Source organism: Streptomyces sp. SID10853, from assembly GCF_010548145.1.
GTDB lineage: Bacteria > Actinomycetota > Actinomycetes > Streptomycetales > Streptomycetaceae > Streptomyces.
Genome location: NZ_JAAGLN010000081.1, coordinates 1 through 25,943, shown reverse-complemented (window position 1 = coordinate 25,943; position 25,943 = coordinate 1). Strand labels below are relative to the sequence as shown.

The 25,943-nt window shown below is 71.1% G+C and carries 24 protein-coding genes; 6 read left to right on the top strand and 18 right to left on the bottom strand.

The annotated features are described in order from the left end of the window. The 5 genes from G3I19_RS17615 to G3I19_RS17595 form a co-directional block, all read left to right on the top strand. A partial coding sequence (locus G3I19_RS17615; RefSeq protein ID WP_164264576.1) for a biotin-dependent carboxyltransferase family protein occupies positions 1–608 on the top strand: 608 nt, incomplete at its 5' end. Positions 609–809: 201 nt separating this feature from the next. After that, a complete protein-coding gene (locus tag G3I19_RS17610) occupies positions 810–2,087 on the top strand; it encodes a helix-turn-helix transcriptional regulator (RefSeq protein WP_164264575.1) in 1,278 nt (425 codons plus the stop codon). Between the two features lie 16 nt (positions 2,088–2,103). Beyond that, positions 2,104–2,841 carry a toll/interleukin-1 receptor domain-containing protein gene (locus G3I19_RS17605; RefSeq protein ID WP_164264574.1) on the top strand — a complete coding sequence of 246 codons (738 nt, stop codon included), beginning with the start codon at positions 2,104–2,106 and terminating at the stop codon, positions 2,839–2,841. Further along, entirely contained in the window at positions 2,838–4,838 is a 2,001-nt protein-coding gene (locus G3I19_RS17600; RefSeq protein ID WP_164264573.1) for a hypothetical protein, read from the top strand. Before G3I19_RS17605 ends, G3I19_RS17600 begins: the two co-directional genes overlap by 4 nt. Continuing rightward, complete coding sequence (locus G3I19_RS17595; RefSeq protein WP_164264572.1) at positions 4,835–5,968, top strand: hypothetical protein; 1,134 nt, start codon at positions 4,835–4,837, stop codon at positions 5,966–5,968. Before G3I19_RS17600 ends, G3I19_RS17595 begins: the two co-directional genes overlap by 4 nt. Before the next feature lie 107 nt (positions 5,969–6,075). Here G3I19_RS17595 and metK read toward each other — a convergent pair whose 3' ends face one another. The 13 genes from metK to pyrR all read right to left on the bottom strand — a co-directional run bounded on the left by metK (position 6,076) and on the right by pyrR (position 20,576). Beyond that, positions 6,076–7,293, bottom strand: a complete 1,218-nt coding sequence (gene metK, locus G3I19_RS17590) for a methionine adenosyltransferase (RefSeq protein ID WP_164264571.1) — start codon at positions 7,291–7,293, stop codon at positions 6,076–6,078. Positions 7,294–7,532: 239 nt separating this feature from the next. Further along, positions 7,533–8,744 carry a bifunctional phosphopantothenoylcysteine decarboxylase/phosphopantothenate--cysteine ligase CoaBC gene (gene coaBC, locus G3I19_RS17585; RefSeq protein WP_164264570.1) on the bottom strand — a complete coding sequence of 404 codons (1,212 nt, stop codon included), beginning with the start codon at positions 8,742–8,744 and terminating at the stop codon, positions 7,533–7,535. Between the two features lie 145 nt (positions 8,745–8,889). After that, positions 8,890–9,162 carry a DNA-directed RNA polymerase subunit omega gene (gene rpoZ / locus G3I19_RS17580; protein WP_164264569.1) on the bottom strand — a complete coding sequence of 91 codons (273 nt, stop codon included), beginning with the start codon at positions 9,160–9,162 and terminating at the stop codon, positions 8,890–8,892. A 25-nt stretch (positions 9,163–9,187) separates the two neighbouring features. Beyond that, a complete protein-coding gene (gmk, locus tag G3I19_RS17575) occupies positions 9,188–9,781 on the bottom strand; it encodes a guanylate kinase (protein ID WP_164264568.1) in 594 nt (197 codons plus the stop codon). A 38-nt stretch (positions 9,782–9,819) separates the two neighbouring features. Next, positions 9,820–10,143, bottom strand: a complete 324-nt coding sequence (locus G3I19_RS17570) for an integration host factor (protein ID WP_164264567.1) — start codon at positions 10,141–10,143, stop codon at positions 9,820–9,822. A gap of 301 nt (positions 10,144–10,444) precedes the next feature. After that, the gene (pyrF, locus tag G3I19_RS17565; RefSeq protein ID WP_164264566.1) at positions 10,445–11,293 is read right to left on the bottom strand and encodes an orotidine-5'-phosphate decarboxylase; all 849 of its coding nucleotides are present in this window, start codon (positions 11,291–11,293) and stop codon (positions 10,445–10,447) included. Further along, positions 11,290–12,402, bottom strand: a complete 1,113-nt coding sequence (locus tag G3I19_RS17560) for a quinone-dependent dihydroorotate dehydrogenase (protein ID WP_164264565.1) — start codon at positions 12,400–12,402, stop codon at positions 11,290–11,292. The genes pyrF and G3I19_RS17560 overlap by 4 nt, the downstream gene beginning before the upstream one ends. Before the next feature lie 52 nt (positions 12,403–12,454). Beyond that, positions 12,455–15,766: a carbamoyl-phosphate synthase large subunit gene (carB, locus tag G3I19_RS17555; RefSeq protein ID WP_164264564.1), complete on the bottom strand. Its 3,312-nt coding sequence runs from the start codon at positions 15,764–15,766 to the stop codon at positions 12,455–12,457. Next, complete coding sequence (gene carA, locus G3I19_RS17550; protein WP_164264563.1) at positions 15,759–16,952, bottom strand: glutamine-hydrolyzing carbamoyl-phosphate synthase small subunit; 1,194 nt, start codon at positions 16,950–16,952, stop codon at positions 15,759–15,761. The genes carB and carA overlap by 8 nt, the downstream gene beginning before the upstream one ends. Continuing rightward, the gene (locus G3I19_RS17545; protein WP_164264578.1) at positions 16,949–17,554 is read right to left on the bottom strand and encodes a hypothetical protein; all 606 of its coding nucleotides are present in this window, start codon (positions 17,552–17,554) and stop codon (positions 16,949–16,951) included. The genes carA and G3I19_RS17545 overlap by 4 nt, the downstream gene beginning before the upstream one ends. A gap of 29 nt (positions 17,555–17,583) precedes the next feature. Beyond that, positions 17,584–18,870 (bottom strand): dihydroorotase, encoded by a 1,287-nt coding sequence (locus tag G3I19_RS17540; RefSeq protein WP_164264562.1) that lies wholly within the window; start codon positions 18,868–18,870, stop codon positions 17,584–17,586. 2 nt (positions 18,871–18,872) lie between these two features. Continuing rightward, positions 18,873–19,850, bottom strand: a complete 978-nt coding sequence (locus G3I19_RS17535) for an aspartate carbamoyltransferase catalytic subunit (protein WP_164264577.1) — start codon at positions 19,848–19,850, stop codon at positions 18,873–18,875. Between the two features lie 111 nt (positions 19,851–19,961). Then, positions 19,962–20,576, bottom strand: a complete 615-nt coding sequence (gene pyrR / locus G3I19_RS17530) for a bifunctional pyr operon transcriptional regulator/uracil phosphoribosyltransferase PyrR (RefSeq protein ID WP_164264561.1) — start codon at positions 20,574–20,576, stop codon at positions 19,962–19,964. 229 nt (positions 20,577–20,805) lie between these two features. Between pyrR and bldD the strand changes: the two genes are divergently transcribed. Next, complete coding sequence (bldD, locus tag G3I19_RS17525) at positions 20,806–21,306, top strand: transcriptional regulator BldD (RefSeq protein ID WP_014157378.1); 501 nt, start codon at positions 20,806–20,808, stop codon at positions 21,304–21,306. A gap of 115 nt (positions 21,307–21,421) precedes the next feature. On the opposite strand, the gene G3I19_RS17520 is transcribed toward bldD, so the two are convergent. From G3I19_RS17520 to G3I19_RS17500, 5 genes are all read right to left on the bottom strand, one after another. Beyond that, on the bottom strand, positions 21,422–22,954 hold the full coding sequence (locus G3I19_RS17520) for an aminotransferase class V-fold PLP-dependent enzyme (RefSeq protein WP_164264560.1): 1,533 nt from the start codon (positions 22,952–22,954) through the stop codon (positions 21,422–21,424). Between the two features lie 100 nt (positions 22,955–23,054). Then, complete coding sequence (gene nusB / locus G3I19_RS17515) at positions 23,055–23,483, bottom strand: transcription antitermination factor NusB (RefSeq protein ID WP_164264559.1); 429 nt, start codon at positions 23,481–23,483, stop codon at positions 23,055–23,057. Between the two features lie 2 nt (positions 23,484–23,485). Beyond that, positions 23,486–24,052, bottom strand: a complete 567-nt coding sequence (gene efp / locus G3I19_RS17510; RefSeq protein WP_164264558.1) for an elongation factor P — start codon at positions 24,050–24,052, stop codon at positions 23,486–23,488. Between the two features lie 51 nt (positions 24,053–24,103). Then, the gene (locus tag G3I19_RS17505) at positions 24,104–25,210 is read right to left on the bottom strand and encodes an aminopeptidase P family protein (RefSeq protein WP_164264557.1); all 1,107 of its coding nucleotides are present in this window, start codon (positions 25,208–25,210) and stop codon (positions 24,104–24,106) included. Positions 25,211–25,270: 60 nt separating this feature from the next. Further along, positions 25,271–25,943: AAA family ATPase (locus G3I19_RS17500; RefSeq protein WP_164264556.1), on the bottom strand; the 673-nt coding region annotated here is incomplete at its 5' end.

Sequence of the window (25,943 nt, the reverse complement as noted above, 5' to 3'; positions counted from 1 at the left end):
GGCCGGCGCCGTGGGGCCCCCCCGTCCCGGTGCCCGCCGCCCCGGCGCTCGAAGCCCACGGGGCGCAGTACGGGGTCCGCAGCTATCTGGCCTTCGGGGGCGGCCTGTGCCCGGAGCCCGTGCTGGGCAGCCGCTCGGCCGACCTGCTCTCGGGCCTCGGCCCGGCCCCCCTGCGCGACGGCGACAGCCTCCCCCTCGGCACCCCCGGGAACCACGCCACGCCCCCGGGTGCGGACTGCGCCCCATGGCCCGGCATCCCCGCGTCCCTGGTCCTGCCGGTGCTGTCCGGCCCACGCGACGACTGGTTCACCCCGGCCGCCTTGCGCACACTGACGACGGCCCGCTACCGGGTGTCCCCGCACAGCAACCGCATCGGCCTGCGCACCGACGGCCCCGCCCTGGAACGGGCCCGCCAGGGCGAACTCCCCAGCGAGGGCGTCGTCCTGGGCTCGGTCCAGGTCCCACCGGACGGCCGCCCGGTGATCTTCCTCAACGACCACCCGACGACGGGCGGTTACCCGGTGATCGGCGTGGTCCCGGAGGAGGCACTGTCCACCGCCGCCCAGGCGGCACCGGGAACGGAACTCCGCTTCACCTCGACCCGCTGAGCCCGCGCCCCACAGCACCCCCTCCCCTGCGCCCCGCCGGTCACTCGCGTGGCTGAAATCGCCTTCTCGACATGACTGACGGGATCGGGTTCCCTCCAGAACCGGAAACGGGAAACCCGACCGGGTGCCTTGCTCGCCGCCACGAACAGGGCCGAGTCTGGCTCACGGCGCCGGGCGGCGGCACGCATCTCAGGGGGTCACATGCTGGACCAACCGGAAACCTTCGGCAGCGCCTTACGCAGGGCCCGCACCGGCGCGGGCCTGACACTCACCCAGTTGTCCTCGCTCATTCACTACAGCAAGGGCCAGCTCAGCAAGGTGGAGACGGGCAGGAAACACCCGACACCGGAGCTGGCCAGGCTGTGCGACGGGCAGTTACGGCAGGGCGGTGCGCTGCTCGCCCTGGTCCCCGGCCGCAGTGCGGGGCGCAGGCCCCGTTCACCGGACGGGACCGGGCCTCCGGCTCAGCAGGCAGCGGCCCTCCCCGGCCGCCGCCAGGTCGTGGCCCTCGGCGCCGCCCCCTTGCTCGGGCTGCTGCCGGGCGCCGGCCCGCCTGGCCCCGGAGCCGACCCGGCGGACGGAACCCTGCTCGACGTATCGCGTGCGTTGTTCGACCAATTCCGCCGGCTGGGGCAGACAGCCCCGGCGTCGGCGGTGCTCCCGGCCCTGGCGGCACAGACACAGGCCCTTCAGGTCCTGGCGGCCCGGTGCGGCCCCCGGACCGCGCGCGGACTTCTCGCTCTGAGTGCCTCCTACGCCGAGTTCGCCGGGTGGATGGCCCAGGAGTCGGGCGACGACAGCGGCGCCCTGAGCTGGACCGACCACGCAGTGGCGCTGGCATCGGCGTCCGGTGACCGGGATCTCGCGGCCTATGCGCTCGTACGGCGCGGACTCATCGCGTACTACAGCGGCGACGCGGCCGGTACGGTCGCGCCGGCGCAACAAGTCCGCCGCTCCCACCCGGCGCCGCCACGGATCATGGGGCTCGCCGCCCAGCGGGAGGGCCAGGGGTACGCGCTCGCGGGCGAGTACGGCCCGGCCATGCGGGCGCTGGACCGGGCCCGGGGCCTCCTCGCGGCCGACAGCGGTGACACAGGCGGCCCGGTGCTCGGCACCACCCATCTCACCGACCCGGTGGCGATGACCACCGCCTGGTCCCTGCTCGATCTCGGCAGGGCCGGAGAGTCCGCCGCGGCCCTGGACCGGGAGATGGCCAAGGTGCCGGCCGGCGCCCTGCGGACCCGCGCCAGATACGGCGTCCGGCAGGCGCTGGCGCACGCTCTCGCAGGCGAGATCGACCATGCCTGCTTCCTCGCGGGCAGGCTGCTGGGCGACGCCCACACCATCGGTTCGGCGACGGTCGGGCTCGATCTGCGCCGGCTGGCCCGGGTGCTCGGCCGCCATCCCGCCCGCACCTCGGTACGCGAGTTGTCGCCCCAGCTCGCTTCCGTCCTGGCTCCCGCACGACCGGATCAGTAACGAGAGAGGGACCACCATGCCCGATGTCTTCATCAACTACCGGACCGGCGACGGCGAGGAGACCGCCACCACTCTGGAGCGTGATCTCAGCAACCGCTTCGGCAGCCGTCGTATCTTCCGCGCCAGCAAGTCCATCGAGCCGGGTGCTCTCTTCGACGATGAGCTGCTCACAGCGGTCCGGCGCAGCAGCGTGCTGATCGCGGTCGTCGGAGGGCGGTGGGCCGGCGCACCGGAGCTGCGGGATCCCAAGGACTGGGTGCGCAAGGAAATCCTGGAGGCCTTACGGTGCTCCCTCCATGTCGTACCGGTCCTCGTGGGCCGCCGCACCGAGCGGCTGCGCCCGGACGAGCTGCCCCGCGCGCTGGCGAAACTGGCGCGCTGTCAGTCCGTCAGGTACGACACCCAGGACGCCGATGCCGGTCTGCGGCGCATCAGTGCGTTCCTGACCGACCGCGTACCGGAACTGGCCGAGGCGGAACAGGCCCTCGCGCAGACGCGGTCGCGCCGCCGGCCCGATTCCGTGGGGAACTCGGCGGAGAACGTCAGCGGCACCGTCATCCAGGCCGGGGACGTCTCCGGCGATGTCGGCGGCACGGTCATCAAGCACGTCAACGGTCCTGTACACACAGGTACCGGGCCCCAGCACCAGCCGCATCTCTCGGGGGACGGCGCGCAGTACATCGCGGGCGACAACCGTGAGGGGATCCACCAGTCGTTCGGCAGCAGGCACCGGCGTGAGGACGGGTCCCGGTGAGCGAATCGGCCTCCACGTTCATCGGGAGCAGCGATTCGGTCCACGCGGGCTCCGGTCCCCAGACCAACAACTACTACATGGGACCCCCGCCTCCGAAGGATGCCCAGGAGAGGTCACCGCGCAAGGTCGCCGAGGACGAACTGAGGTGGCTGCACCGCCACTTCGTACCCCCCGACGGATTTCACCAGGCGTCCGACGTACTGGAGAAACACCGCATGGTGCTCCTGGACGGCAGGCCGGGCAGCGGCCGGGGCACAGCCGCCAGGATCCTGTTGCGCGGCATGCCGGGGCCCTCCCCCATCCAGGAACTCCCCCTGGAACGGGAGGAGGAGGACTCCCGGTGCCTGCTGGATCCCGAGGTGGTCGCCCACGACGACCGGCTGCTGCTGGACCTGTCCAGCGCGAAGGAGCGTCTGTGGGCGGGGGTTCAGACCGAGCTGTCGCCCTTCCGGCAGGCCGTCAGGGACAGAGCGGCGGGGCTGGTGATCATCCTGCCGACCGTGCTCTCCGGCTCGGACGACGGGCTCGTCCCGGCGCTGGGGGATCTGCGCCGCTCCATCAGCCGGGTGCCGGACATGGAGCTGGACATCGTCAAGCACCATATGCGGAGTTCGGGGCTTGATCCGACGATGACGGACCTGGCGCCGGCCGACGTGACGGACTACCTCGCCCATGCGCCGTCCCTGTCCCGCGTCGCCACATTCGCCCAGTTCCTGTGCGAAGCGGCAGGCAGGGGCGGGGACTTCGCGGACTGGTGCGAGGAGGCGCTGAGGGGTGTGCTGCGCACCCCGGAACAGGCGGCCCGCCAGTTCGGCACCTTGCGCAGGGGCGCCGACCGCGCTCTGCTGGTGACGACCGCCATGCTCCACGGAGCCAGGGCGGACGCCGTCCACCGGGCGACGGAGCTGCTGCTCGGCGATGAGCCACCGGGCAGTGTGCGGGCGCTGCTGCGGCGCCGCGCGCTGACCGAGCGGCTGGCCGGGATCGAGGCGGAGATCACCGCGGGCGACCGGGTCCGCTTCACCGGGCTCGGTGTCGACGGCGCGGTGCGCACCCTCGTCTGGCGGGACTTCCCCGACTTGCGGGAACCGCTGCGGGACTGGGCCGGGCAGGCGGTGGGCCTGCCCGGGCTGACGGACGCGGACCGCGACCGGCTGGTCGACCGGGTGGCGGAGCAGTGCCTGGCCACACAGCGCCCCGACGATCTGCTCGACCTCACGAAGCAGTGGGCCTCGGCGCCGCGTTCCGACGGGCCTGCCTTCCGCGCCGCCGCGCACGGCCTGCGGCACGGTCTGCGGAGCGTGCGGTACGGCGGGAGGTTCCGCCATCAGATCTATGACCTGTCGACGAGTAATCAGCTCAGCGCGCCGCTGCGGCACGTCCTCATCGGTGTCTGCGCGGCCGAGATGTCCGTCTCGCACCCCTACGCGGCGCTGGTCCGGCTGCACCATCTGGCTCGCAGGGAAGGTACCGGCTCGGAAGGCCGGGCGGCGCTGCTGAAGCTGGTCGGGGAGAACCACCATCTGCTGCGCCGGATGCTCGACCGTCTCGCGTCGAGCCCCTGGCGCGTCGACCCGGACATCTTCCTCTACGTGTCCGGGCCCGGACCACTGACCGATTCCGCGGGCCGATCACGCCCGCTCCTGGCCGAACCCGGGGTACGGACCAGCCTCGCCGTGTGCTGGTCGGCCGTGTTCCGCGATCGCACGGCAGCACAGTGGGCTCCGGCCGCAGCCGGGTGGCTGACGGCGGTGTGCGCGGGCGCCCCGTACGCGGACCGTTTCCTCGACGTCCTCGTCGCCGGCTGCGAGCAGCGCGGCGACCGCTTCGGGCTCCTCTACCGCTTCGCCGGTGAGTGGGCCGCCGCCCGGCAACGGCGCGATGAGGGCCCGACAGCGGACCACAGGGCAGCCGCCCTGCCGGCCAGGGTCCTCCAGAAGATCAGCGCAGCCCAGCATGAGTGGATCACCTCACCCCGGGAGTCGACAGCGCCATGAGCTCCGGTCAGAAAACCGTCACCGTCTTTCTCACCCTGATCGGCGGGCTTCTCCTCGTCATCATCGGCCTGTACGAGAGCTGGCCGCGCTGGGCGTGGCCGGCGGCCGCCGTTCCGCTGCTGGCGGCCCCGGTGCTGGTCATACGGTTCGCGGACCGCCGGGTGGATCCGTTCCCCGCCGAATTCATGCCCGACCTGCCCGTACCACCGGTGGAACGGCGGGAACTGCGGATCAGCGACGTCGCTCTGCCGAGCGCGGCGGACGACTACGACTTCCTGTTCTCCGCGACGGTCCGCTGGTGTCCGGTGTCCGCCCCGCCGGGGTCGCCACCGGTCAATGCGAGCGGGCTGGCGGTCGACGCCCTGCTCGACCGTGCCCGCGCGGTCACCGCGCTCCGCAGCCCCACCCGGAGCTCCCTCGTACAGCACGAGCTGAACGGGGTGCTGGGAACGATGCAGGAGGATGCGTCGGGCCGGGTCCAGGCCATGGCGCTGGAAGTCGGCCTCACGCTCTCGGACCGGGACCAGGAGCGGCTGGCCGCCCTGGCCTCCGTCCGCAAGGACGAAGCGGTCTGGGAGCACGAGCGGAAGTTCGAGCAGAGCCGCAGGACCTATCTGGGCAAGGATGTGCTGCGGGACACCGGCAGCGCGGTGGTGTGGTGGCTGCACAGGAACGACGACCGCGTGGACCGGACGGTCAAGGACATCGGTCTGCTCGCCCAGCTCACATCGGCCGCCAACAACCAGGACGTCGAGGAGAGGTTCCGGCATCTGGTGGACCGCCCGCCCGAGGAGGGGCCCGAGCTCGCGCCCGGCGGGGTCCCCGGGCCGTTCGCCGGGCCCGGCGGCTCTCCGGTAACAGCTCCCGGGGAGGCGGAGGAGCCTGAACCGGCCGGCAATGGGCTCGGCGATGCCTTCGCCCAGCTGGTGGAGGCCACCGGGCTGCCGCCGGAGGACCCGGTGATCGTCCTGCTCGCCGGCCAGGTCTCGGGGACGCTGCGCTATCTCGACGGGGACCCCGCAGCCGAGATCCGCACCAGGTTCCACTCGACCCCCGGTCCGCCCCCGCCCCATGTCAACGGGGCGGGACCCGCGGGGCCCCCGCCGCCCGCGGAGTCGGTGCCCTTCTGATCCGGCCGGACTGCGATCCGGCGGGGCCCCGTACGCAACACAGCGCACTGCCCGGCGCCTCCGCTGGGAGATGCCGGGCAGTGCGCTGTGACTGGAGCGGGCGGGCCCTACAGCCCCGCGGCCTTCCGCAGGGCGTCCACCCGGTCGGTGCGCTCCCAGGTGAAGTCCGGCAGCTCGCGGCCGAAGTGGCCGTACGCCGCGGTCTCGGCGTAGATCGGGCGCAGCAGGTCCAGATCACGGATGATCGCGGCCGGGCGGAGGTCGAAGACCTCCGAGATGGCCTGCTCGATCTTCTCGACGTCCGTGGCCGCGGTGCCGAAGGTCTCCACGAACAGACCCACCGGCTCGGCCTTGCCGATCGCGTACGCGACCTGGACCTCGCAGCGGGTGGCGAGCCCTGCGGCCACCACGTTCTTGGCGACCCAGCGCATGGCGTACGCCGCCGAGCGGTCCACCTTCGACGGGTCCTTGCCCGAGAAAGCGCCGCCGCCGTGCCGGGCCATGCCGCCGTACGTGTCGATGATGATCTTGCGGCCGGTCAGGCCGGCGTCGCCCATCGGGCCACCGATCTCGAACCGCCCGGTCGGGTTGACCAGCAGCCGGTAGCCCTCGGTGTCCAGCTTGATGCCGTCGTCGATCAGCTGCTTCAGCACATGCTCGACGACGAACTCGCGGATGTCGGGGGCGAGCAGCGAGTCCAGGTCGATGTCGCTCGCGTGCTGCGAGGAGACCACGACCGTGTCGAGGCGGAGCGCCTTGTCGCCGTCGTACTCGATGGTGACCTGGGTCTTGCCGTCGGGGCGCAGGTACGGGATGGTGCCGTTCTTGCGGACCTCGGAGAGACGGCGCGAGAGCCGGTGTGCCAGGTGAATGGGCAGCGGCATCAGCTCGGGCGTCTCGTCGCAGGCGTAGCCGAACATCAGGCCCTGGTCGCCGGCGCCCTGCTTGTCGAGGTCGTCCTCGGTGCCGCCGGCGGCGGCCACCCGCTTCTCGTACGCGGTGTCGACGCCCTGGGCGATGTCCGGGGACTGCGCGCCGATGGACACCGACACGCCGCAGGAGGCGCCGTCGAAGCCCTTCTTCGACGAGTCGTAGCCGATCTCGAGGATCTTGTCGCGCACGAGCTGCGCGATCGGGGCGTACGCCTTGGTGGTGACCTCACCGGCCACGTGCACCTGGCCCGTGGTGATCAGGGTCTCCACGGCGACACGGGAGGCGGGGTCCTCGCGCAGAAGCGCGTCCAGAATCGTGTCGCTGATCTGGTCAGCGATCTTGTCGGGGTGGCCCTCGGTGACAGATTCCGAGGTGAACAGACGACGGGACACAACGCTCCCTGGGGTTGCAGCGGCTGCTGGCTGATCGCGGGTGGAGTGGCCGGGGGCTGCGCCCGGCTCATTCCGAGACCAGTTTATCGGTCGCCTCGGGTCAACGGGGCACGTGTCTCGCTCCGTGGGAGCCGTGTGACCCGAGGCACTGCACCGGCGGTACGGCCTTCGGACCGCCGAAATGGGGTGGAAAACGGCTTTCACCGGCTTCCCACGGCCCGGTGGATGTCACCAGATTTTCATCCGAACCGCGGTACCACCAGATCCCAGACCGTATCGGCGAGTGCTTCCTTGGAGCCGTACGGCACCGAGGTCTCGCCGCCGTCGGCCGCCAGGACCACCGCCTCGTTCTCCTCGGAGCCGAAGGTCTTGTGCTCCCCGACCTCGTTGACGACGAGCAGATCACAGCCCTTGCGGCGCAGTTTGTGCCGTCCGTTGGAGAGCACATCGTCCGTCTCGGCCGCGAATCCGACCACGACCTGTCCGGGCGTGGCGCGCTCCGCGGAGATCTCGGCGAGGATGTCCGGATTGCGAACCAGCTCGATCGGTGCGGGCTCCTGGCCGTCCCGCTTCTTGATCTTGCCCTGGGCGTACGCGGCGGGGCGGAAGTCGGCCACCGCGGCCGCCATGACCACCGCGTCGGCGTCGGCAGCGGCCTTCAGGACCGCCTCCCGCAGCTGCACCGCCGTACCCACGTGCACCACGTCGGCCCCGACCGGTGCGGGCAGTCCGGTGTTGGCCTCCACCAGCGTCACCCTGGCACCGCGGGCGACAGCCGTACGGGCGAAGGCGTACCCCTGTTTGCCCGACGAGCGGTTCCCCAGGTAACGGACCGGGTCCAGCGGTTCACGGGTACCGCCCGCGCTGACCACCACATGGCGGCCCGCCAGGTCGGGCACCGTGGCACCACGGGCCAGCACCCGGCGGCAGGTCTCGAAGATCTCGCCCGGGTCGGGCAGCCTGCCCTTGCCGGTGTCCACGCCGGTGAGGCGCCCGACAGCCGGCTCGATCACGACGGCGCCGCGGCGGCGCAGCGTCGCCACGTTCTCCCGGGTGGCCGGGTGCTCCCACATCTCGGTGTGCATCGCGGGGGCGAAGACCACCGGACACCGGGCGGTGAGCAGCGTGTTGGTCAGCAGGTCGTCGGCGAGCCCGTGGGCGGCCTTCGCGAGCAGGTCGGCGGTGGCGGGGGCGACCAGCACCAGATCGGCGCCCTGCCCGGTCCGCACATGCGGGACCTCGTGGACGCCGGACCAGACCTCGGTGGACACGGGGTGTCCGGAGAGCGCCGACCAGGTCGCGGCGCCGACGAAGTGGAGCGCGGACTCGGTCGGCACGACCTGTACGTCGTGGCCGGACTCGGTCAGCCTGCGCAGCACCTCGCACACCTTGTACGCGGCGATGCCTCCGCTGACCCCCAGAACGACCTTCGGCTTCTCCGCCACGTCCATGTCTCCCCGGCTTCGGCTCCGCATTCGGATTCGTACACCCCCATGCTGCATCACCCGGGGGGCGGCCCTCCGGGGGACCCCGGGAAACACTCCGGGCCCGGCAGCTGTGCTGCCGGGCCCGGAGTGAAAGAAATCACTGTCTGCGTTACTGAACGGGGCCTTCGATGGCCTCGGAGGTCAGCAGACCCGCGTTGATCTCGCGGAGCGCGATCGAGAGGGGCTTCTCGTGGACGTGAGTGTCCACCAGCGGACCGACGTACTCCAGCAGGCCTTCGCCCAGCTGTGAGTAGTACGCGTTGATCTGGCGCGCGCGCTTGGCGGCGTAGATCACGAGGCTGTACTTGGAGTCGGTTGCCTCGAGCAGCTCATCAATCGGCGGGTTGATGATGCCCTCGGGCGTGGTGATGGAAGAGGACACTCTCTGCCTTCCGATGGAGTGAAAATCAAAGAACCTTGACCAAGGCTAGCAGCTCGCGGGCCACGTCCTCGACGGAGGTATTGACAAGGGTCGTGTCGAACTCCGGTTCGGCGGCCAGTTCGATCTTGGCGGCCGCCAGCCTGCGTTCGATGACATCGGGCGGTTCGGTTCCGCGTCCGGTGAGCCGGCGGACCAGCTCGTCCCAGCTGGGCGGTGCCAGGAAGACGAGCTGGGCCTCGGGCATCGAGTTCCGTACGAGCCGGGCGCCCTGGAGATCGATCTCCAGGAGCACCGGCTCCCCCGCCTCCAGGCGGTCGAGGACGGCACGGCGCGGGGTGCCGTACCTGTTGCCCGCGAACTCGGCCCATTCGAGCAGCTCACCGTTGGCGACGAGCTTGTCGAACTCCTCGTCGTCCACGAAGAAGTACTGGACGCCGTGGCGCTCCCCGGGGCGCGGCTTGCGGGTCGTCGCCGACACCGAGAGCCAGACCTCGGGATGAACCTTGCGCATATGGGCGACGACCGTGCTCTTGCCGACCCCGGAGGGGCCGGAGAGCACGGTCAACCGCGGATGGGGGTCCGGGGGTACGGGGGTCGTCCCCCGGGGTGTTGCAGCCATGCGGCGATTATTCCAGCTTCCCGGGGGTGCCCGGGACGTCAGGCAGAGCCGCCACCGAACTCGCGCTCCAAAGAGGCGATCTGATTGGAGCCGAGACCGCGCACTCGGCGGCTCTCGGAGATGCCGAGCCGCTCCATGATCTGCTTGGCGCGGACCTTGCCCACACCGGGCAGGGACTCAAGGAGAGCGGAGACCTTCATCTTCCCGATGACGCCATTCTCCTGGCCCTGCTTGATGACCTCGTGGAGGGAGGCGCCGGAGTGCTTGAGTCGATTCTTGACCTCGGCCCGCTCCCGGCGAGCCGCGGCGGCCTTTTCGAGCGCGGCTGCGCGCTGTTCAGGGGTAAGGGGCGGAAGAGCCACGCCTACGTCACCTCGGATGTCGAACTGTCGGATACGGACCGGTGAGGAACTGATCGCCCCACACCTGCGGAGCGACGAGCAACAGAATTGCGCGTCGGCTCTCGACGGAGACTAGCGGCCAAGGCCGCTCCAGTCAGCGAGAACAGACGAAAAGTCCTGGTCAGCCTTGGCCGGAGGGGATATTTAGGGCATAACCCCCCGGTTTTCGGCCTGCCGGACGTCAACTGGCTGATTCTGACCGTACGCGTCCGGGTTTCCGGCCCCGCGCGGCCCCGGACCTCGCTGATCGGCCCGGCACTCCTCAGCCGGCGACCGCCGTACGCACTTCGTCGGCGAAGCGGGCGGCCGAATCGCGCAGGGCCGCGCTGTCGGGACCGTGCCGCAGGACCCCCCGGCTGACGCTCGGCACCACATTGCCGACCGCCGAACCGAACACCCGGGGCAGGTCCGCGGGCGTCGCGCCCTGGGCGCCGATCCCGGGGGCGAGGAGCGGACCGTTGATGTCCAGGCGCACACCGGGGTCACCGAGCGTCGCACCGACGACTGCGCCCACCGAGCCGAGCGGGTCGGCGCCCTCGTTCTCGGCGGCCATGTGGTCGAGCATCAGCCGGGCGAGCGGCCGGCCGTCGGGCGCCGTGGCCCGCTGGACCTCGGCGCCCTCCGGGTTGGAGGTCAGCGCCAGGACGAAGACACCGGCGCCGCTGAGCACCGCCGCGTCCAGGGCCGGGCGCAGTGAGCCGAAGCCGAGGTACGGCGAGAGGGTCACCGCGTCCGAGAAGAGCGGCGACGCCGGGTCCAGGTAGGCCGCCGCGTAGGCGCCCATGGTCGAGCCGATGTCGCCCCGCTTGGCGTCCATCAGCACCAGGGCCCCCGCCGACCGTGCCTCGGCGACGGCCTTCTCCAGGACGGCGACGCCGCGCGAGCCGAACCGCTCGAAGAACGCGGACTGCGGCTTGAGCACGGCGACCCGGTCGGCCAGCGCCTCCACGACGGTACGGGTGAAGCGCTCCAGACCCGCGATGTCGTCGCCGAGACCCCAGGCCGTCAGCAGGGAGGCGTGCGGGTCGATGCCGACGCAGAGCGGGCCCCTGGTGTCCATGGCCCGGCGGAGCCGGGTGCCGAACGGTTCGAGCGGCTGCTGAGGTGTCATCGGACGGCCTGCTTCCTGGTGTCGGCGCCGACGGCTTCGGCGAGGGTGTCGTACGGGCTGTCGCGGAGCCGGGCCGCGAGGCCGCGGTGGATCGCGCGGGCCCAGAACGGGCCCCGGTAGATGAAGGCGCTGTACCCCTGGACCAGGGTGGCCCCGGCCAGGATCCGGTGCCACGCGTCATCGGCGGTCTCGATGCCGCCGACCCCGACCAGGGTGAGGTCGCCGCCCACACGCGCGTGCAGCCGGCGCAGGACCTCCAGGGAGCGCTCCTTGAGCGGTGCGCCGGAGAGGCCACCGGTCTCCGCGGTGAGCGCGGGAGCGGAGCGCAGGCCGAGGGTGTCGCGGGCGATCGTGGTGTTGGTGGCGATGATGCCGTCGAGGCCCAGTTCCACGGCCAGGTCGGCGACGGCGTCCACGTCCTCGTCGGCGAGGTCGGGAGCGATCTTCACCAGGAGCGGGACCCGCCGTTCGGTGACGGTGCGGTCGGCCGCATCGCGCACCGCGGTCAGCAGCGGGCGCAGCGCTTCGGTCGCCTGGAGGTTCCGCAGGCCGGGCGTGTTCGGCGACGAGACGTTGACGACCAGGTAGTCGGCGTGGCGGGCCAGCCGCTCGGTCGATGCGACGTAGTCGGCGACGGCTTCGTCCTCGGGGACGACCTTGGTCTTTCCGATGTTGACGCCGACGGTGGTCCTGAAGACGGCGTTACGGGCCGCCAGGCGGGCCGCCACGGCCGCGGAACCCTCGTTGTTGAACCCCATACGGTTGATGAGCGCGCGGTCCGCCACCAGGCGGAAGAGCCGCTTCCTGGGGTTGCCGGGCTGGGGCCGCGCGGTGACCGTGCCGATCTCGACGTGGTCGAAGCCGAGCATGGTCATGCCGTCGATGGCGACCGCGTTCTTGTCGAAGCCCGCGGCGAGCCCGAACGGGCCGTGCATCCGCAGGCCGAACGCCTCCGTGCGCAGTTCCTTGTGGCGCGGGGCGAGCACGGCCGCTGCGAACGTGCGCAGCACCGGGATCCGCGCCGCGGTGCGGATCCAGCGGAAGGCCAGGTGGTGGGCGCGCTCGGGGTCCATCCGCTTGAAGACCAGGTCGAAGAAGAGTTTGTACATCCGGCTTTCCTCATGAAGAGGGGGACACCGTTTCCGGTGTCCCCCTCGGCTGCTAGACCTCGCGTGCGGCGGTCAGATGGCGTGCGTGTTCCTGGAGGGAGCGGACGCCGACGTCGCCGCCGTTGAGTGCGTCGATGCCCTGGACGGCCGCGGCGAGTGCCTGGACCGTGGTGAGGCAGGGCACCGCGCGGGCCACGGCCGCGGTGCGGATCTCGTAGCCGTCGAGCCGGCCCCCGGTGCCGTACGGGGTGTTGACGATGAGGTCGACCTCGCCGTCGTGGATGAGCTGGACGATGGTGCGCTCACCGGCCGGGCCCTCGCCCTCGGAGAGCTTGCGGACCACGGTGGCGCTGATGCCGTTGCGGCGCAGCACCTCGGCGGTGCCCGAGGTGGCGAGCAGCTCGAAGCCGTGCGCGACCAGCTCGCGGGCCGGGAAGATCATCGAGCGCTTGTCCCGGTTGGCGACCGAGATGAAGGCGCGGCCCTTGGTGGGCAGCGGTCCGTACGCCCCGGCCTGGGACTTGGCGTACGCGGTGCCGAACACCGAGTCGATGCCCATGACCTCGCCGGTGGAGCGCATCTCCGGGCCGAGGACGGTGTCGACGCCCCTGCCGTGCATGTCACGGAAGCGCGACCACGGCATCACGGCCTCCTTGACGGAGATCGGCGCGTCCTGCGGCAGGGTGCCGCCGTCGCCGGTCGCCGGGAGCATGCCCTCGGCGCGCAGCTCGGCGACGGTCGCGCCGAGCGAGATACGGGCCGCGGCCTTGGCCAGCGGGACCGCGGTGGCCTTCGAGGTGAAGGGGACCGTACGGGAGGCGCGCGGGTTGGCCTCCAGGACGTAGAGGATGTCGCCGGCCAGTGCGAACTGGATGTTGATCAGTCCGCGGACGCCGACCCCCTTGGCGATGGCCTCGGTGGAGATGCGCAGCCGCTTGATGTCGAAGCCGCCGAGGGTGATCGGGGGCAGCGCGCAGGCGGAGTCGCCGGAGTGGATCCCGGCCTCCTCGATGTGCTCCATGACGCCGCCGAGGTAGAGCTCGGTGCCGTCGTAGAGCGCGTCGACGTCGATCTCGATCGCGTCGTCGAGGAAGCGGTCGACCAGCACCGGGCGGGTGGGGCTGATCTCGGTGGACTCCTCGATGTACGCGGCGAGCCGGATCTCGTCGTACACGATCTCCATGCCGCGCCCGCCGAGCACGTACGAGGGGCGGACCAGGACCGGGTAGCCGATCTCGTCGGCGATGGCCTTGGCCTCGTCGAAGGTGGTGGCGGTGCCGTGCTTGGGGGCGGGCAGCCCGGCCTCGGCGAGTACCTGGCCGAACGCGCCGCGGTCCTCGGCGGCGTGGATCGCCTCCGGCGGGGTGCCGACGACCGGCACGCCGTTGTCCTTGAGCGCCTGCGCCAGGCCCAGCGGGGTCTGGCCGCCGAGCTGGACGATGACACCGGCGACCGGCCCGGCCAGCGTCTCGGCGTGCACGATCTCCAGGACGTCCTCCAGGGTGAGCGGCTCGAAGTAGAGCCGGTCGGAGGTGTCGTAGTCGGTGGAGACCGTCTCGGGGTTGCAGTTGACCATCACGGTCTCGTAGCCGGCGTCGCTGAGCGCGAAGGAGGCGTGGACACAGGAGTAGTCGAACTCGATGCCCTGGCCGATCCGGTTCGGGCCCGAGCCGAGGATGATCACGGCGGGCTTCTCGCGCGGTGCGACCTCGCTCTCCTCGTCGTACGAGGAGTAGAAGTACGGGGTCTTCGCGGCGAACTCGGCGGCGCAGGTGTCGACCGTCTTGTAGACCGGGCGCACCCCCAGCGCGTGCCGCACCTCGCGGACGACGTCCTCGCGCAGGTCCCGGATCCCGGCGATCTGGGCGTCCGAGAAGCCGTGGCGCTTGGCGTCGGCGAGCAGCTGGGGGTCCAGCTTCTCGGCGGCGGCAAGCTCCTGCGCGTGCTCCAGGATCAGGAACAGCTGGTCGATGAACCACGGGTCGATCTTCGTCGCGTCGAAGACCTCTTCGGGGGTCGCGCCGGCCCGCATGGCCTGCATGACGGTGTTGATCCGGCCGTCGGTGGGGACCCCGGCGGTCTCCAGCAGCTCGGCCTTGTCACCGGGGTCGCCCACGAAGGTGAACTGCGAGCCCTTCTTCTCCATCGAGCGCAGCGCCTTGTTGAGCGCCTCGGAGAAGTTCCGGCCGATCGCCATGGCCTCGCCGACCGACTTCATGGTGGTGGTGAGGGTGGCGTCGGCGGCCGGGAACTTCTCGAACGCGAACCGCGGGACCTTGACGACGACGTAGTCGAGCGTCGGCTCGAAGGACGCCGGGGTCTTCTCCGTGATGTCGTTGGGGATCTCGTCCAGCGTGTATCCGACAGCGAGCCGGGCCGCGATCTTCGCGATCGGGAATCCGGTCGCCTTCGACGCCAGTGCGGACGAACGAGAGACCCGGGGGTTCATCTCGATGACGATGATCCGGCCGTCCTCGGGATTGACGGCGAACTGGATGTTGCAGCCACCGGTGTCGACGCCCACCTCGCGGATGATCGCGATGCCGATGTCACGCAGCCGCTGGTACTCGCGGTCGGTGAGCGTCATCGCCGGGGCGACGGTGATCGAGTCACCGGTGTGCACGCCCATCGGGTCGAAGTTCTCGATGGAGCAGACCACCACGACGTTGTCGTGCTTGTCGCGCATCAGCTCCAGCTCGTACTCCTTCCAGCCGAGGATGGACTCCTCCAGGAGCACCTCGGTCGTCGGCGAGAGCATCAGGCCCTGTCCGGCGATCCGGCGCAGCTCCTCCTCGTTGTGCGCGAAGCCGGAACCGGCGCCGCCCATCGTGAAGGAGGGGCGGACGACGACCGGGTAGCCGCCCAGCTCGTCGACACCGCTGATGATGTCGTCCATCGAGTGGCAGATGACCGAGCGGGCCGATTCGCCGTGGCCGATCTTCGTGCGTACGGCCTCGACGACGCCCTTGAAGAGGTCGCGGTCCTCGCCCTTGTTGATCGCCTCGACATTGGCGCCGATCAGCTCGACGCCGTACTTCTCCAGGATGCCGCCCTCGTGCATGGAGATGGCGGTGTTGAGCGCGGTCTGGCCGCCGAGGGTCGGCAGCAGGGCGTCCGGACGCTCCTTGGCGATGATCTTCTCGACGAACTCGGGGGTGATCGGCTCGACGTAGGTGGCGTCGGCGATCTCCGGGTCGGTCATGATCGTGGCCGGGTTGGAGTTGACCAGGATGACCCGCAGGCCCTCGGCCTTGAGGACCCGGCATGCCTGGGTGCCCGAGTAGTCGAACTCGGCGGCCTGACCGATGACGATCGGCCCGGACCCGATGACCATGACGGACTGGATATCGGAGCGCTTAGGCACGCTGGGCCTCCATCGGGGCGGTGTTCATCAAAGACGTGAAGCGGTCGAAGAGGTACGCGGCGTCGTGCGGGCCCGCAGCCGCCTCGGGGTGGTACTGGACGCTGAAGGCCGGCTGGTCGAGCAGCTGGAGCCCTTCGACCACGTTGTCGTTGAGGCAGACGTGGGAGACCTCGGCGCGGCCGTAGGGCGTGTCGGAGACCTGGTCGAGCGGCGCGTCGACGGCGAAGCCGTGGTTGTGCGCGGTGACCTCGACCTTGCCGGTCGTACGGTCCTGCACCGGCTGGTTGATGCCGCGGTGGCCGTACTTGAGCTTGTAGGTGCCGAAGCCGAGCGAGCGGCCGAGCAGCTGGTTGCCGAAGCAGATACCGAAGAGCGGGGTCTTCCGCTCCAGCACCGCCTTGATGACCGTCAGATCGGCGGTGGCCGGGTCGCCGGGGCCGTTGGAGAGGAACACCCCGTCGGGGGCGACCGCGTACACGTCGTCGACGGTGGCGGTCGCGGGCAGGACATGCACCTCGATGCCGCGCTCGGCCATCAGGTGCGGGGTCATGCCCTTGATGCCGAGGTCGATGGCGGCGACGGTGAACTTCGCGGCACCCAGCGGGACGGCTTCGCCGTCGGGGCCGATTGCCGGGACCACGTACGTCTCGCCGGTGGCGACCTCGGCGGAGAGGTCGGCACCGTTCATCTCGGGCGCCTGCCTGACCTTGGCGAGGAGCACACCGTCGTCGGCCAGCGCGTTGCCGGAGAAGATGCCCACGCGCATCGCGCCGCGCTCGCGCAGATGGCGGGTGAGGGCCCGGGTGTCGACACCGCTGATGCCGACGATGCCCTGCCGCACCAGCTCGTCGTCGAGGGACCGGCGGGAGCGCCAGTTCGACGGGATGCGGGCCGGGTCGCGTACGACATAGCCGGCGACCCAGATCTTCGCGGACTCGTCGTCCTCGTCGTTGACGCCGGTGTTGCCCACGTGCGGGGCGGTCATCACGACGACCTGGCGGTGGTACGAGGGGTCGGTGAGGGTCTCCTGGTAGCCGGTCATGCCGGTGTTGAACACCGCTTCACCGAAGGTCTCACCGGTGGCCCCGTAGGAGCGGCCGCGGAAGCACCGGCCGTCCTCCAGGACGAGTACGGCGGGGGCCGCCGATTTCCTCTCCGAGGCGTTCCCCGGCCTTGAGGTCGTCATCGTGCGGTGCCTTCCGTCGTGATCGGGTGGTGCTTGCTGCTTGCGGTGCTGTGCGTGGGGGCTGCGTCCGCCGGGTGGCTCATGGCGTTGACGGCCTCGACCCAGGCGGCGTGTCCGGCCGCCCGGTCGGAGCGGAAGCCGGAGTCGATCAGCTTGTCGCCGTGCTGCCAGGTGATGATCAGCATTCCGCCCTCCGTGAGGACCTTGCCCGCGATGCCCTTGTCGAGCCGGGCCTCGCGGAGCTGCGCCGCCGGGATGAAGAAGTCGCTCGCCCCGGGGCGTACGACATCGACGCCCGCGTCCGTGAGCGTCACCTCGGCCTTGCTGCGGGTACCCAGGCCGTGCGCGACGATCCGGTCGAGCCACTGCCCGGCCGTGGTCGAGCCGTGGTAGCGGCCGCTCATCTCCAGTCTGGCGGCGCCGGGGGCGTCCGGCACCGTGGGCAGCTCGGGCAGGTCGCTCTGGAGCGTTCCGCGCCACTTCCAGCCCTCGCGCATCAGCCAGTAGAGGAGCGCGACGAAGAGCAGCAGGCCGACGATCCAGCCGATGCGCCCCGACCAGTCGGTGACGTCCGCCGACTTCTGCTCCGCTGCGAGGTGCAGATATGCGGGGTGAAGATTGATGAGAGGTGTCACGCCAGCTTCCCGTCCACGACCGTTGCCCTGCCCCGCAGGAAGGTGTGGGTGACGCGTCCCGGCAGCTCACGGCCCTCGTACGGGGTGTTGCGGCTGCGGGAGGCGAAGCCCGCGGGGTCCACCTCACCACGGTAATCCGCGTCGACCAGGGTGAGGTTCGCGGGCTCACCGGCGGCGACGGGGCGGCCGTGGCCGGTGAGGCGGCCGATGGCCGCGGGGCGGAAGGACATCCGGTCGGCGATGGTCTCCCAGTCGACGAGCCCGGTGTCGACCATCGTCTGCTGCACGACGGAGAGCGCGGTCTCCAGGCCCACCATGCCCATGGCGGCCGCGGCCCACTCGCAGTCCTTGTCCTCGTGCGGGTGCGGGGCGTGGTCGGTGGCGACACAGTCGATCGTGCCGTCCGCGAGCGCCTCGCGCAGGGCCATCACATCGGCCTCGGTGCGCAGCGGCGGGTTGACCTTGTAGACGGGGTTGTACGTGCGGACCAGCTCATCGGTGAGCAGGAGGTGGTGCGGGGTCACCTCGGCGGTGACGTTCCAGCCCTTGGACTTGGCCCAGCGGACGAGCTCCACTGAGCCGGCTGTCGACAGATGGCAGATGTGCACGCGGGAGCCGACATGGGCGGCGAGCAGCACATCACGGGCGATGATCGACTCCTCGGCGACGGCGGGCCAGCCGCCGAGGCCCAGTTCGGACGAGACGACGCCCTCGTTCATCTGGGCGCCCTCGGTGAGCCGGGGCTCCTGGGCGTGCTGGGCCACGACACCGTCGAACGCCTTCACGTACTCCAGGGCGCGGCGCATGATCACCGCGTCGTCCACACACTTGCCGTCGTCGGAGAAGACCCGGACGGCCGCGGCCGAGTCGTGCATCGCGCCGAGTTCGGCGAGCTGCTTGCCGGCCAGGCCGACCGTGACGGCGCCGATGGGCTGTACGTCGCAGTAGCCGGACTCCTTGCCCAGGCGCCAGACCTGCTCCACGACGCCGGCGGTGTCGGCGACGGGGAAGGTGTTCGCCATGGCGTGGACGGCGGTGAAGCCGCCGACGGCCGCGGCCTTGGTGCCGGTCAGCACGGTCTCGGAGTCCTCACGGCCCGGCTCGCGCAGATGGGTGTGCAGGTCGACGAGGCCGGGAAGCAGGATCCGGCCGGCCGCCTCGATGACATCGGCGCCGTCGGCGGACAGGCCGGGGCCGACCGCCGCGATGGTCTCACCGTCGATCAGGACGTCCTGCGGCTCGCCGCCGAGGACCTTCGCACCACGGATCAGGGTCTTGCTCATGGTTACTTGCTCTCCTCGGTACGGGAAGTCGTGGCGGGCTGGGCGCCGCCCAGCAGCAGGTAGAGGACGGCCATCCGGATGGAGACGCCGTTGGCGACCTGCTCCACGGCGGTGCAGCGGCCGGAGTCGGCGACGTCGGCGGTGATCTCCATCCCGCGGTTCATCGGTCCGGGGTGCATGACGATGGAGTCGCCCGGCATCCGCGCCATGCGGTCGCCGTCCAGGCCGTAGCGGCGCGAGTACTCGCGTTCGGTGGGGAAGAAGGCCGCGTTCATCCGCTCGCGCTGGACGCGCAGCATCATGACGGCGTCGGATTCGGGCAGCACCCGGTCGAGGTCGTACGAGACCTCGCAGGGCCAGTGCTCGACGCCGATGGGCACCAGGGTGGGCGGCGCGACCAGGGTGACCCGGGCGCCGAGCGTGTGCAGCAGATGGACGTTGGAGCGGGCGACCCTGCTGTGCAGGACGTCACCGACGATGGTGATGCGGCGGCCTTCGAGGTCGCGTCCGATGCCGGTGTCGGCACCGACGAGCCTGCGGCGCATGGTGAACGCGTCGAGGAGCGCCTGGGTGGGGTGTTCGTGGGTGCCGTCGCCCGCGTTGACGACGGCCCCGTCGATCCAGCCCGATGTGGCGAGCCGGTAGGGGGCGCCCGATGAGCCGTGCCGGATGACGACGGCGTCGGCCCCCATCGCCTCCAGGGTCAGCGCGGTGTCCTTGAGGGACTCGCCCTTGGAGACCGACGAGCCCTTCGCGGAGAAGTTGATGACGTCGGCGGAGAGGCGCTTGGCCGCCGCCTCGAAGGAGATGCGGGTCCGGGTCGAGTCCTCGAAGAAGAGGTTGACGACGGTACGGCCGCGCAGGGTCGGAAGCTTCTTGACCGGCCGGTCGGCGACCCTGGCCATCTCCTCGGCGGTGTCGAGGATCAGGACGGCGTCGTCGCGGGTGAGATCGGCGGCCGAGATGAGGTGGCGCTTCATCTGGGTGTGCTCCATGTTCGCGGGAAAGGCGCGGAGGTCGCGGAGATTCGGGCAGGGCGAGCGGGCAGGCGCAGCTCTCGGCCCGGGTTCGCGGGCCGCAGGAAGGAGGAGCTAACGGCCGCCGGCCGGGACGGTCCGCTCGCTGCCGAGCAGGACGGTGTCGCGGCCGTCCTCCTCGGCGAGCTGGACCTTGACCGTCTCGCGCAGCGACGTGGGGAGGTTCTTGCCGACGTAGTCGGCGCGGATCGGGAGCTCGCGGTGGCCCCGGTCGACGAGGACCGCGAGCTGCACGGCGCGCGGACGGCCGATGTCGCCCAGCGCGTCCAGCGCGGCGCGGATCGTACGCCCGGAGAAGAGCACGTCGTCGACGAGGACCACCAGGCGTCCGTCGACGCCGTCCGCGGGGATGTCCGTACGGGCCAGCGCGCGGGCGGGCCGCATCCGCAGGTCGTCGCGGTACATGGTGATGTCCAGGGAGCCGACCGGGATCGTGCGGCCGGTGATCTCCTCCAGCTTCGCCGCGAGCCTGCGGGCCAGGAACACACCGCGGGTCGGGATGCCGAGGAGCACGACGTCTTCCGCGCCCTTGGCGCGTTCGACGATCTCGTGGGCGATACGGGTCAGTACCCGTGCGATGTCCGGGGCCTCGAGAACGGGGCGCGCACCGGATACGCCGGTGCCACCGCTTGCGCCGGCACCGTCTGAGCTTGCACTGCTGGTGTCCATAATGAAACGGACCTCCTTCTCCGCCTCACGGGACGGACCTTAAAGGACGTCGGATTTACAGAAGCCACCGTACCAGGCCGCACAAGGGGCGGTCCGGGGTGCTCCCGCCCTGCTCCCGGGGCGGTCCGGACCATTCGGCTTGACGCATCCAAGTAACGCTGCGTAACCTCACAGTGAGTTACCAGCCGCGCGGCGGAGCCGCAGGTCATCTCAGCGTCCGGGGAGCCATATGTCCAGCGAATACGCAAAACAGCTCGGGGCCAAGCTCCGTGCCATCCGCACCCAGCAGGGCCTTTCCCTCCACGGTGTCGAGGAGAAGTCCCAGGGCCGGTGGAAGGCCGTGGTGGTCGGTTCGTACGAGCGTGGTGACCGCGCCGTGACCGTCCAGCGCCTCGCCGAGCTGGCGGACTTCTACGGGGTTCCGGTGCAGGAGCTGCTGCCGGGGACGACGCCGGGCGGAGCGGCCGAGCCGCCGCCGAAGCTCGTCCTGGACCTGGAGCGCCTCGCCCACGTCCCGCCGGAGAAGGCCGGACCCCTCCAGCGTTACGCGGCGACGATCCAGAGCCAGCGCGGCGACTACAACGGCAAGGTGCTGTCGATCCGCCAGGACGACCTGCGCACACTCGCCGTCATCTACGACCAGTCCCCCTCGGTGCTCACCGAGCAGCTGATCAGCTGGGGCGTGCTGGACGCGGACGCGCGTCGCGCGGTCGCGCACGACGAGGGCTGAGCCCGCGCGGATTGTTCAACAGAAGAAACGTCTCGTCCGAAGGGCGGCCCCGCATATGCCGGAGCCGCCCTTCGGGTTTCCGGCGCCAGGACGGCCGCCTTCGGACACCTGCGCTTCACGCGCCCCCGCCTTCGGACACCCGCCGGTCCTCCGCGGGCCGGTAGAGCCGGCCGACGAGTTCGGGCAGCAGCCGCTCGGCGAGCTTCGGCGGCAGCGCCTGGAGCACCGCGAGGACGGGCGCCATGCGCTCGGGCAGCTCACCGCGCTCCCCCACCCCGGCGAAGGCCAGTGCCATCGCGGCCTCCTCGGGCGTGAGCGTCTCCGGGTCGAGCGCCCCGGCGGCGGCGATCACCGCGGGGTCGGCGTCGGCAGGCCCCGCCACCGCGGCTGCGGCCGCCGCCTCCGCCAGCGCGTCGAGCAGCTTCCGTACGGTCTCTTCCCCCGCCATCGCCGCCGTCACGGTGAGGTGCAGATTGGCGGGCGAACCCGCGAAGGCGGGCTGCGGCTGTACGTACCAGCCGAGGCGGCGCATCTCGTCCGCCACCACGAACGGGTCGACGCCCGGCCCTTCGGCGGCGATCGCCAGCAGTGAGGAGTCCGGGCTGCCGAGCACCCGGAGCCCGTCGATCTCCGCGACCCCGGCCGCGAGCGCGGTCACCGCGCGGTGGACACGCAGCGACAGCGCGGTGTACCCGTCGGTGCCGATCCGCTCCAGTACCGCCCAGGCGGCGGCGAGCGGCCCGGCGGGCTTGGTGCCCTGGAGCGTGGCGTTGACCACCGGATAGCCGGGCCAGGAGGCGTGCGCGAACCAGCCGTGCCTGCGCAGTTCGGCGTCCCGGAACAGCAGGACCGACGCACCCTTGGCCGTGTAGCCGTACTTGTGGAGGTCGACGGAGAGCGAGGTGACGCCGGGTACGGCGAGGTCGAACGGCGGCAGCCCGGGCGCACCGGCACCGAGCCGCAGATGCCCCAGATACCAGCCGCCGATGCACGCGTCGACGTGACAGAGCACCCCGCGCCGGGCCGCTTCGGCGGCGGCTTCCGTGACCGGGTCGATCACCCCGTGGGCGTACGAGGGGGCGGAGACCACCACCAGCGCGGTGCGGTCGGAGAGCGCGGCCGCCAGATCGGTGGCGCGCACCCGGTAGGTCTGCGGATCCACCGGGACCACGACGGTCCTGAGCCCGAAGAGCGCGGCGGCCTTGTGGAAGGCCGCGTGCGCGGTCTCCGGCAGCACGAGTTCGGGTTCGGTGACGCCACGGGTGCGCAGCGCGTGTTCGCGCGCGGTGAGGACGGCGAGCAGACAACTCTCCGTACCGCCGCTGGTGAAGGTGCCCGCGGTCCCGGGGCCGCCGCCGAGCAGCCGGGCGGTGCGCGCCACGATGTCGTTCTCCAGGGCGACCACGCTGGGGAAGGCCGTCATGTCGAGGCCGTTGACACCCGCGAACGCGGCGGCCGCCGCCGATGCCAGCTCCTCGATGCCCGGCAGCCCCGAGTCGTAGACATAGGCCATGGTGCGTCCGCCCCTGACGGGGAGGTCGGCCGCGCGCAGGGCGGCGAGCCGGGCGAGGATACGCCGCTCGGCGGTCGCGTCCCAGCTGGTCTCGGCGTTTCCTGGCTCGCTGGTCGGTGCGTCGGGGTCAGCCATGCGCGCAACCTAGGCCACAGCCCGTGGAACGCACCAGGCCCGGAGCAGAAGATTGTTCATCTTCCGCGCCGGGCCCGGGTGAAGGACCTGATGCGAGACCCTAGTCGCGGCGCAGGCTCGGCTTGAGGTCCTTGAACCGGCCGAGCAGGCCGTTGATGAAGGCCGGTGACTCGTCGGTGGAGAACTCCTTGGCGAGCTGCACCGCCTCGTCCATCACGACCGCGTCCGGTGTTCCGTCGACCCACACCAGCTCATAGGTGCTGAGCCTGATGATGTTGCGGTCGACGACCGGCATCCGGTCGAGGGTCCAGCCCACCGCGTAGGTGGCGATGAGGTCGTCGATACGGTCCGCGTGCTCCGCGTACCCCTCGACCAGCTCCATCGTGTACTCACTGACCGGTGGCTGCCGGTCGTCGGTCCGGGCGAGACGGATCCAGTCCGCGAGGACCGTCTGCACGGACGCCGCGCGCTGGTCGGCCTCGAAGAGGATCTGGAAGGCGCGCTTGCGCGCCGTGTTCCGGGCAGCCACGGTTAGCTGTTCACCCGGCCGAGATAATCACCGGAGCGTGTGTCGACCTTGATCTTCTCGCCGGTCGTGATGAACAGCGGGACACCGATCTCGTAACCGGTCTCCAGGGTGGCGGGCTTGGTGCCACCGGTGGAACGGTCGCCCTGGACGCCCGGGTCGGTGTGCTGGATCGTCAGCTCGACCGCTGCCGGGAGCTCGACGTAGAGCACCTCGCCCTCGTACTGGGCGACGGAGGCGGTGAAGCCCTCGATCAGGAAGTTGGCAGCGTCACCGACCGACTTGCGGTCGACCATCAGCTGGTCGTACGTGTCCATGTCCATGAAGACGAAGTACTCGCCGTCCATGTACGAGAACTGCATGTCGCGTCGGTCAATGGTGGCCGTCTCGACCTTCACACCGGCGTTGAACGTCTTGTCGACGACCTTGCCGGACAGCACGTTCTTGAGCTTGGTGCGCACGAAAGCCGGGCCCTTGCCGGGCTTGACGTGCTGGAACTCGACGACGGACCAGAGCTGGCCCCCGTCGAGCTTGAGCACCAGGCCGTTCTTGAGGTCGTTCGTGGAAGCCACGGTTGAGGTTCTCCTGGACTGCAGCGTGTGTGGGACCGCGGGTGCACGCCACTAGAGGGCGAGCAGCTCCTTGGTCGTAATGGTGAGTAGCTCGGGTCCGCCGTCCGCCTCAGGGCGCACGACGAGCGTGTCATCGATCCGGACTCCGCCCCGGCCAGGGAGGTGGACCCCCGGTTCGACGGTGACCGGCACGCAAGCGTCCAGTTTACCCATGGCCGCAGGTGTCAGCTGCGGGTCCTCGTCGATTTCGAGCCCCACACCGTGCCCGGTCGAAGGACCGAGGGTCCCGCCGTGCCCCGCGGCCTCCAGCACATGGCGTGCCGCGAGGTCCACGTCCCGGCAGGCCGCACCGGGCACAAGTGCCTCCCGACCTGCCCGTTGTGCCGCGAAGACGAGGTCGTACAGCTCGATCTGCCAGTCGGCGGGCGCCGTCCCGATGACGAAGGTCCGGCCGATCTCACATCGGTATCCGCGGTAGACCGCACCGAGCCGTACGGAGAGCAGATCGCCCTCCTCGACCCGGCGGTCGGAGGGCCGGTGGCCGCGCAGCCCGGCGTTCGGCCCAGTGGCCACCGAGGTCGGGAAGGACGGCCCGGCGGCGCCGTGGTCGACGAGACGGCGCTCAAGCTCCAGGGCGAGATGGCGCTCGGTGCGCCCGACGAGGATCGATTCGAGCAGCTCACCGAGGGCGTGGTCGGTGATCTCCCCCGCGGTGCGCAGACAGCCGATCTCCTCCTCGTCCTTGATGACGCGCTGCTGCTCGACGGCGCGGGCGAGGTCGGCGAGGTGGAGCCGCGGTGCCACCGAGTGCAGGGCCCGGTGCCTGGCGACGGTCAGATGGTGCTCCTCCACGGCCAGCGACACGGCGCCCGCCGAGGAGAGCAGGTCCGCGGCCGCCACCGCGGGGTCGCCGCCCGTCGACGGGAGCACGGTGAGCCGCAGCTGCTCGTCTGGCCGGCCGTCCTGCGGGCCGGCGGCGGGACCGGCCGGGCAGAGGAGGACATCGTCATCCGGGCCGAGCAGCAGGACCGCGCCCGCCGGTGCCGTACCCGCGAGATAACGGACGTTGGCCGGCCGGGAGACCAGCGCGGCGCCGCTGCCCGCTGCCAGGCACCGGTCGCGCAGTCTTGCCCGGCGGACCGCATACACCTCTGCCATGCGTTTCAGCCTAGGAGCGACAGCGCTTTCCGGCCGGTTCAGCGCGTCCGACCGGGGGCCTCACCAGGTGGGCGGGGACGCGATGGAGCGGGCGAGCACGTCGTCGAGCACCTGGGCTGTGGTGGCCACGTCGTAGGCCGAGTTGTCGATGATCGGCAGTCCGGAGCCGTACCAGCCGGCCATCCGGCCGTGGATCCTGGCGACCTCCTCGTCGCTGAGGCGGCGGTTGCCGCTGCGGGCCGCGTTGCGCTCCAGGACGACCTCCAGACCAGGCAGGAGCACGACGGGCAGCAGCCCGGGACCCACGTGGCGCTTCCAGCCGCCGAGGCCGACGACCGGGCGGTCCGGGAAGACCGCGTCGTCGAGGATGCAGGAGATGCCGTTCGCCAGGAAGTTCCGCGCGGCGAAGCCGCAGGTGCGCCGGGCCAGGCGGTACTGCGCCTCGGAGTGGTCGTTCCAGCCGGTCTGGGGGTCGGCGAAGCCGGAGCGGACCCACTCGCGTACGTCGTCGAGGCTGATGTGCGACGTGGGCATCCGGCGGCTGCGCGCCCAGTGCCGGGCCACGGTCGTCTTGCCCGCGCCGGCGGGTCCTATGAGGAGCACGGCGAGCGTGGTGTTGCCGGTGTCGGCCGGGGCGCTGGCGGCGGGCGGTGCCGGCAGCGGGACCGGGCCGCCGGGCGGCAGCTGGATGTGGCCGGTCGTCTCCATGGACGGCGGCGCGGGCGGCACCTGG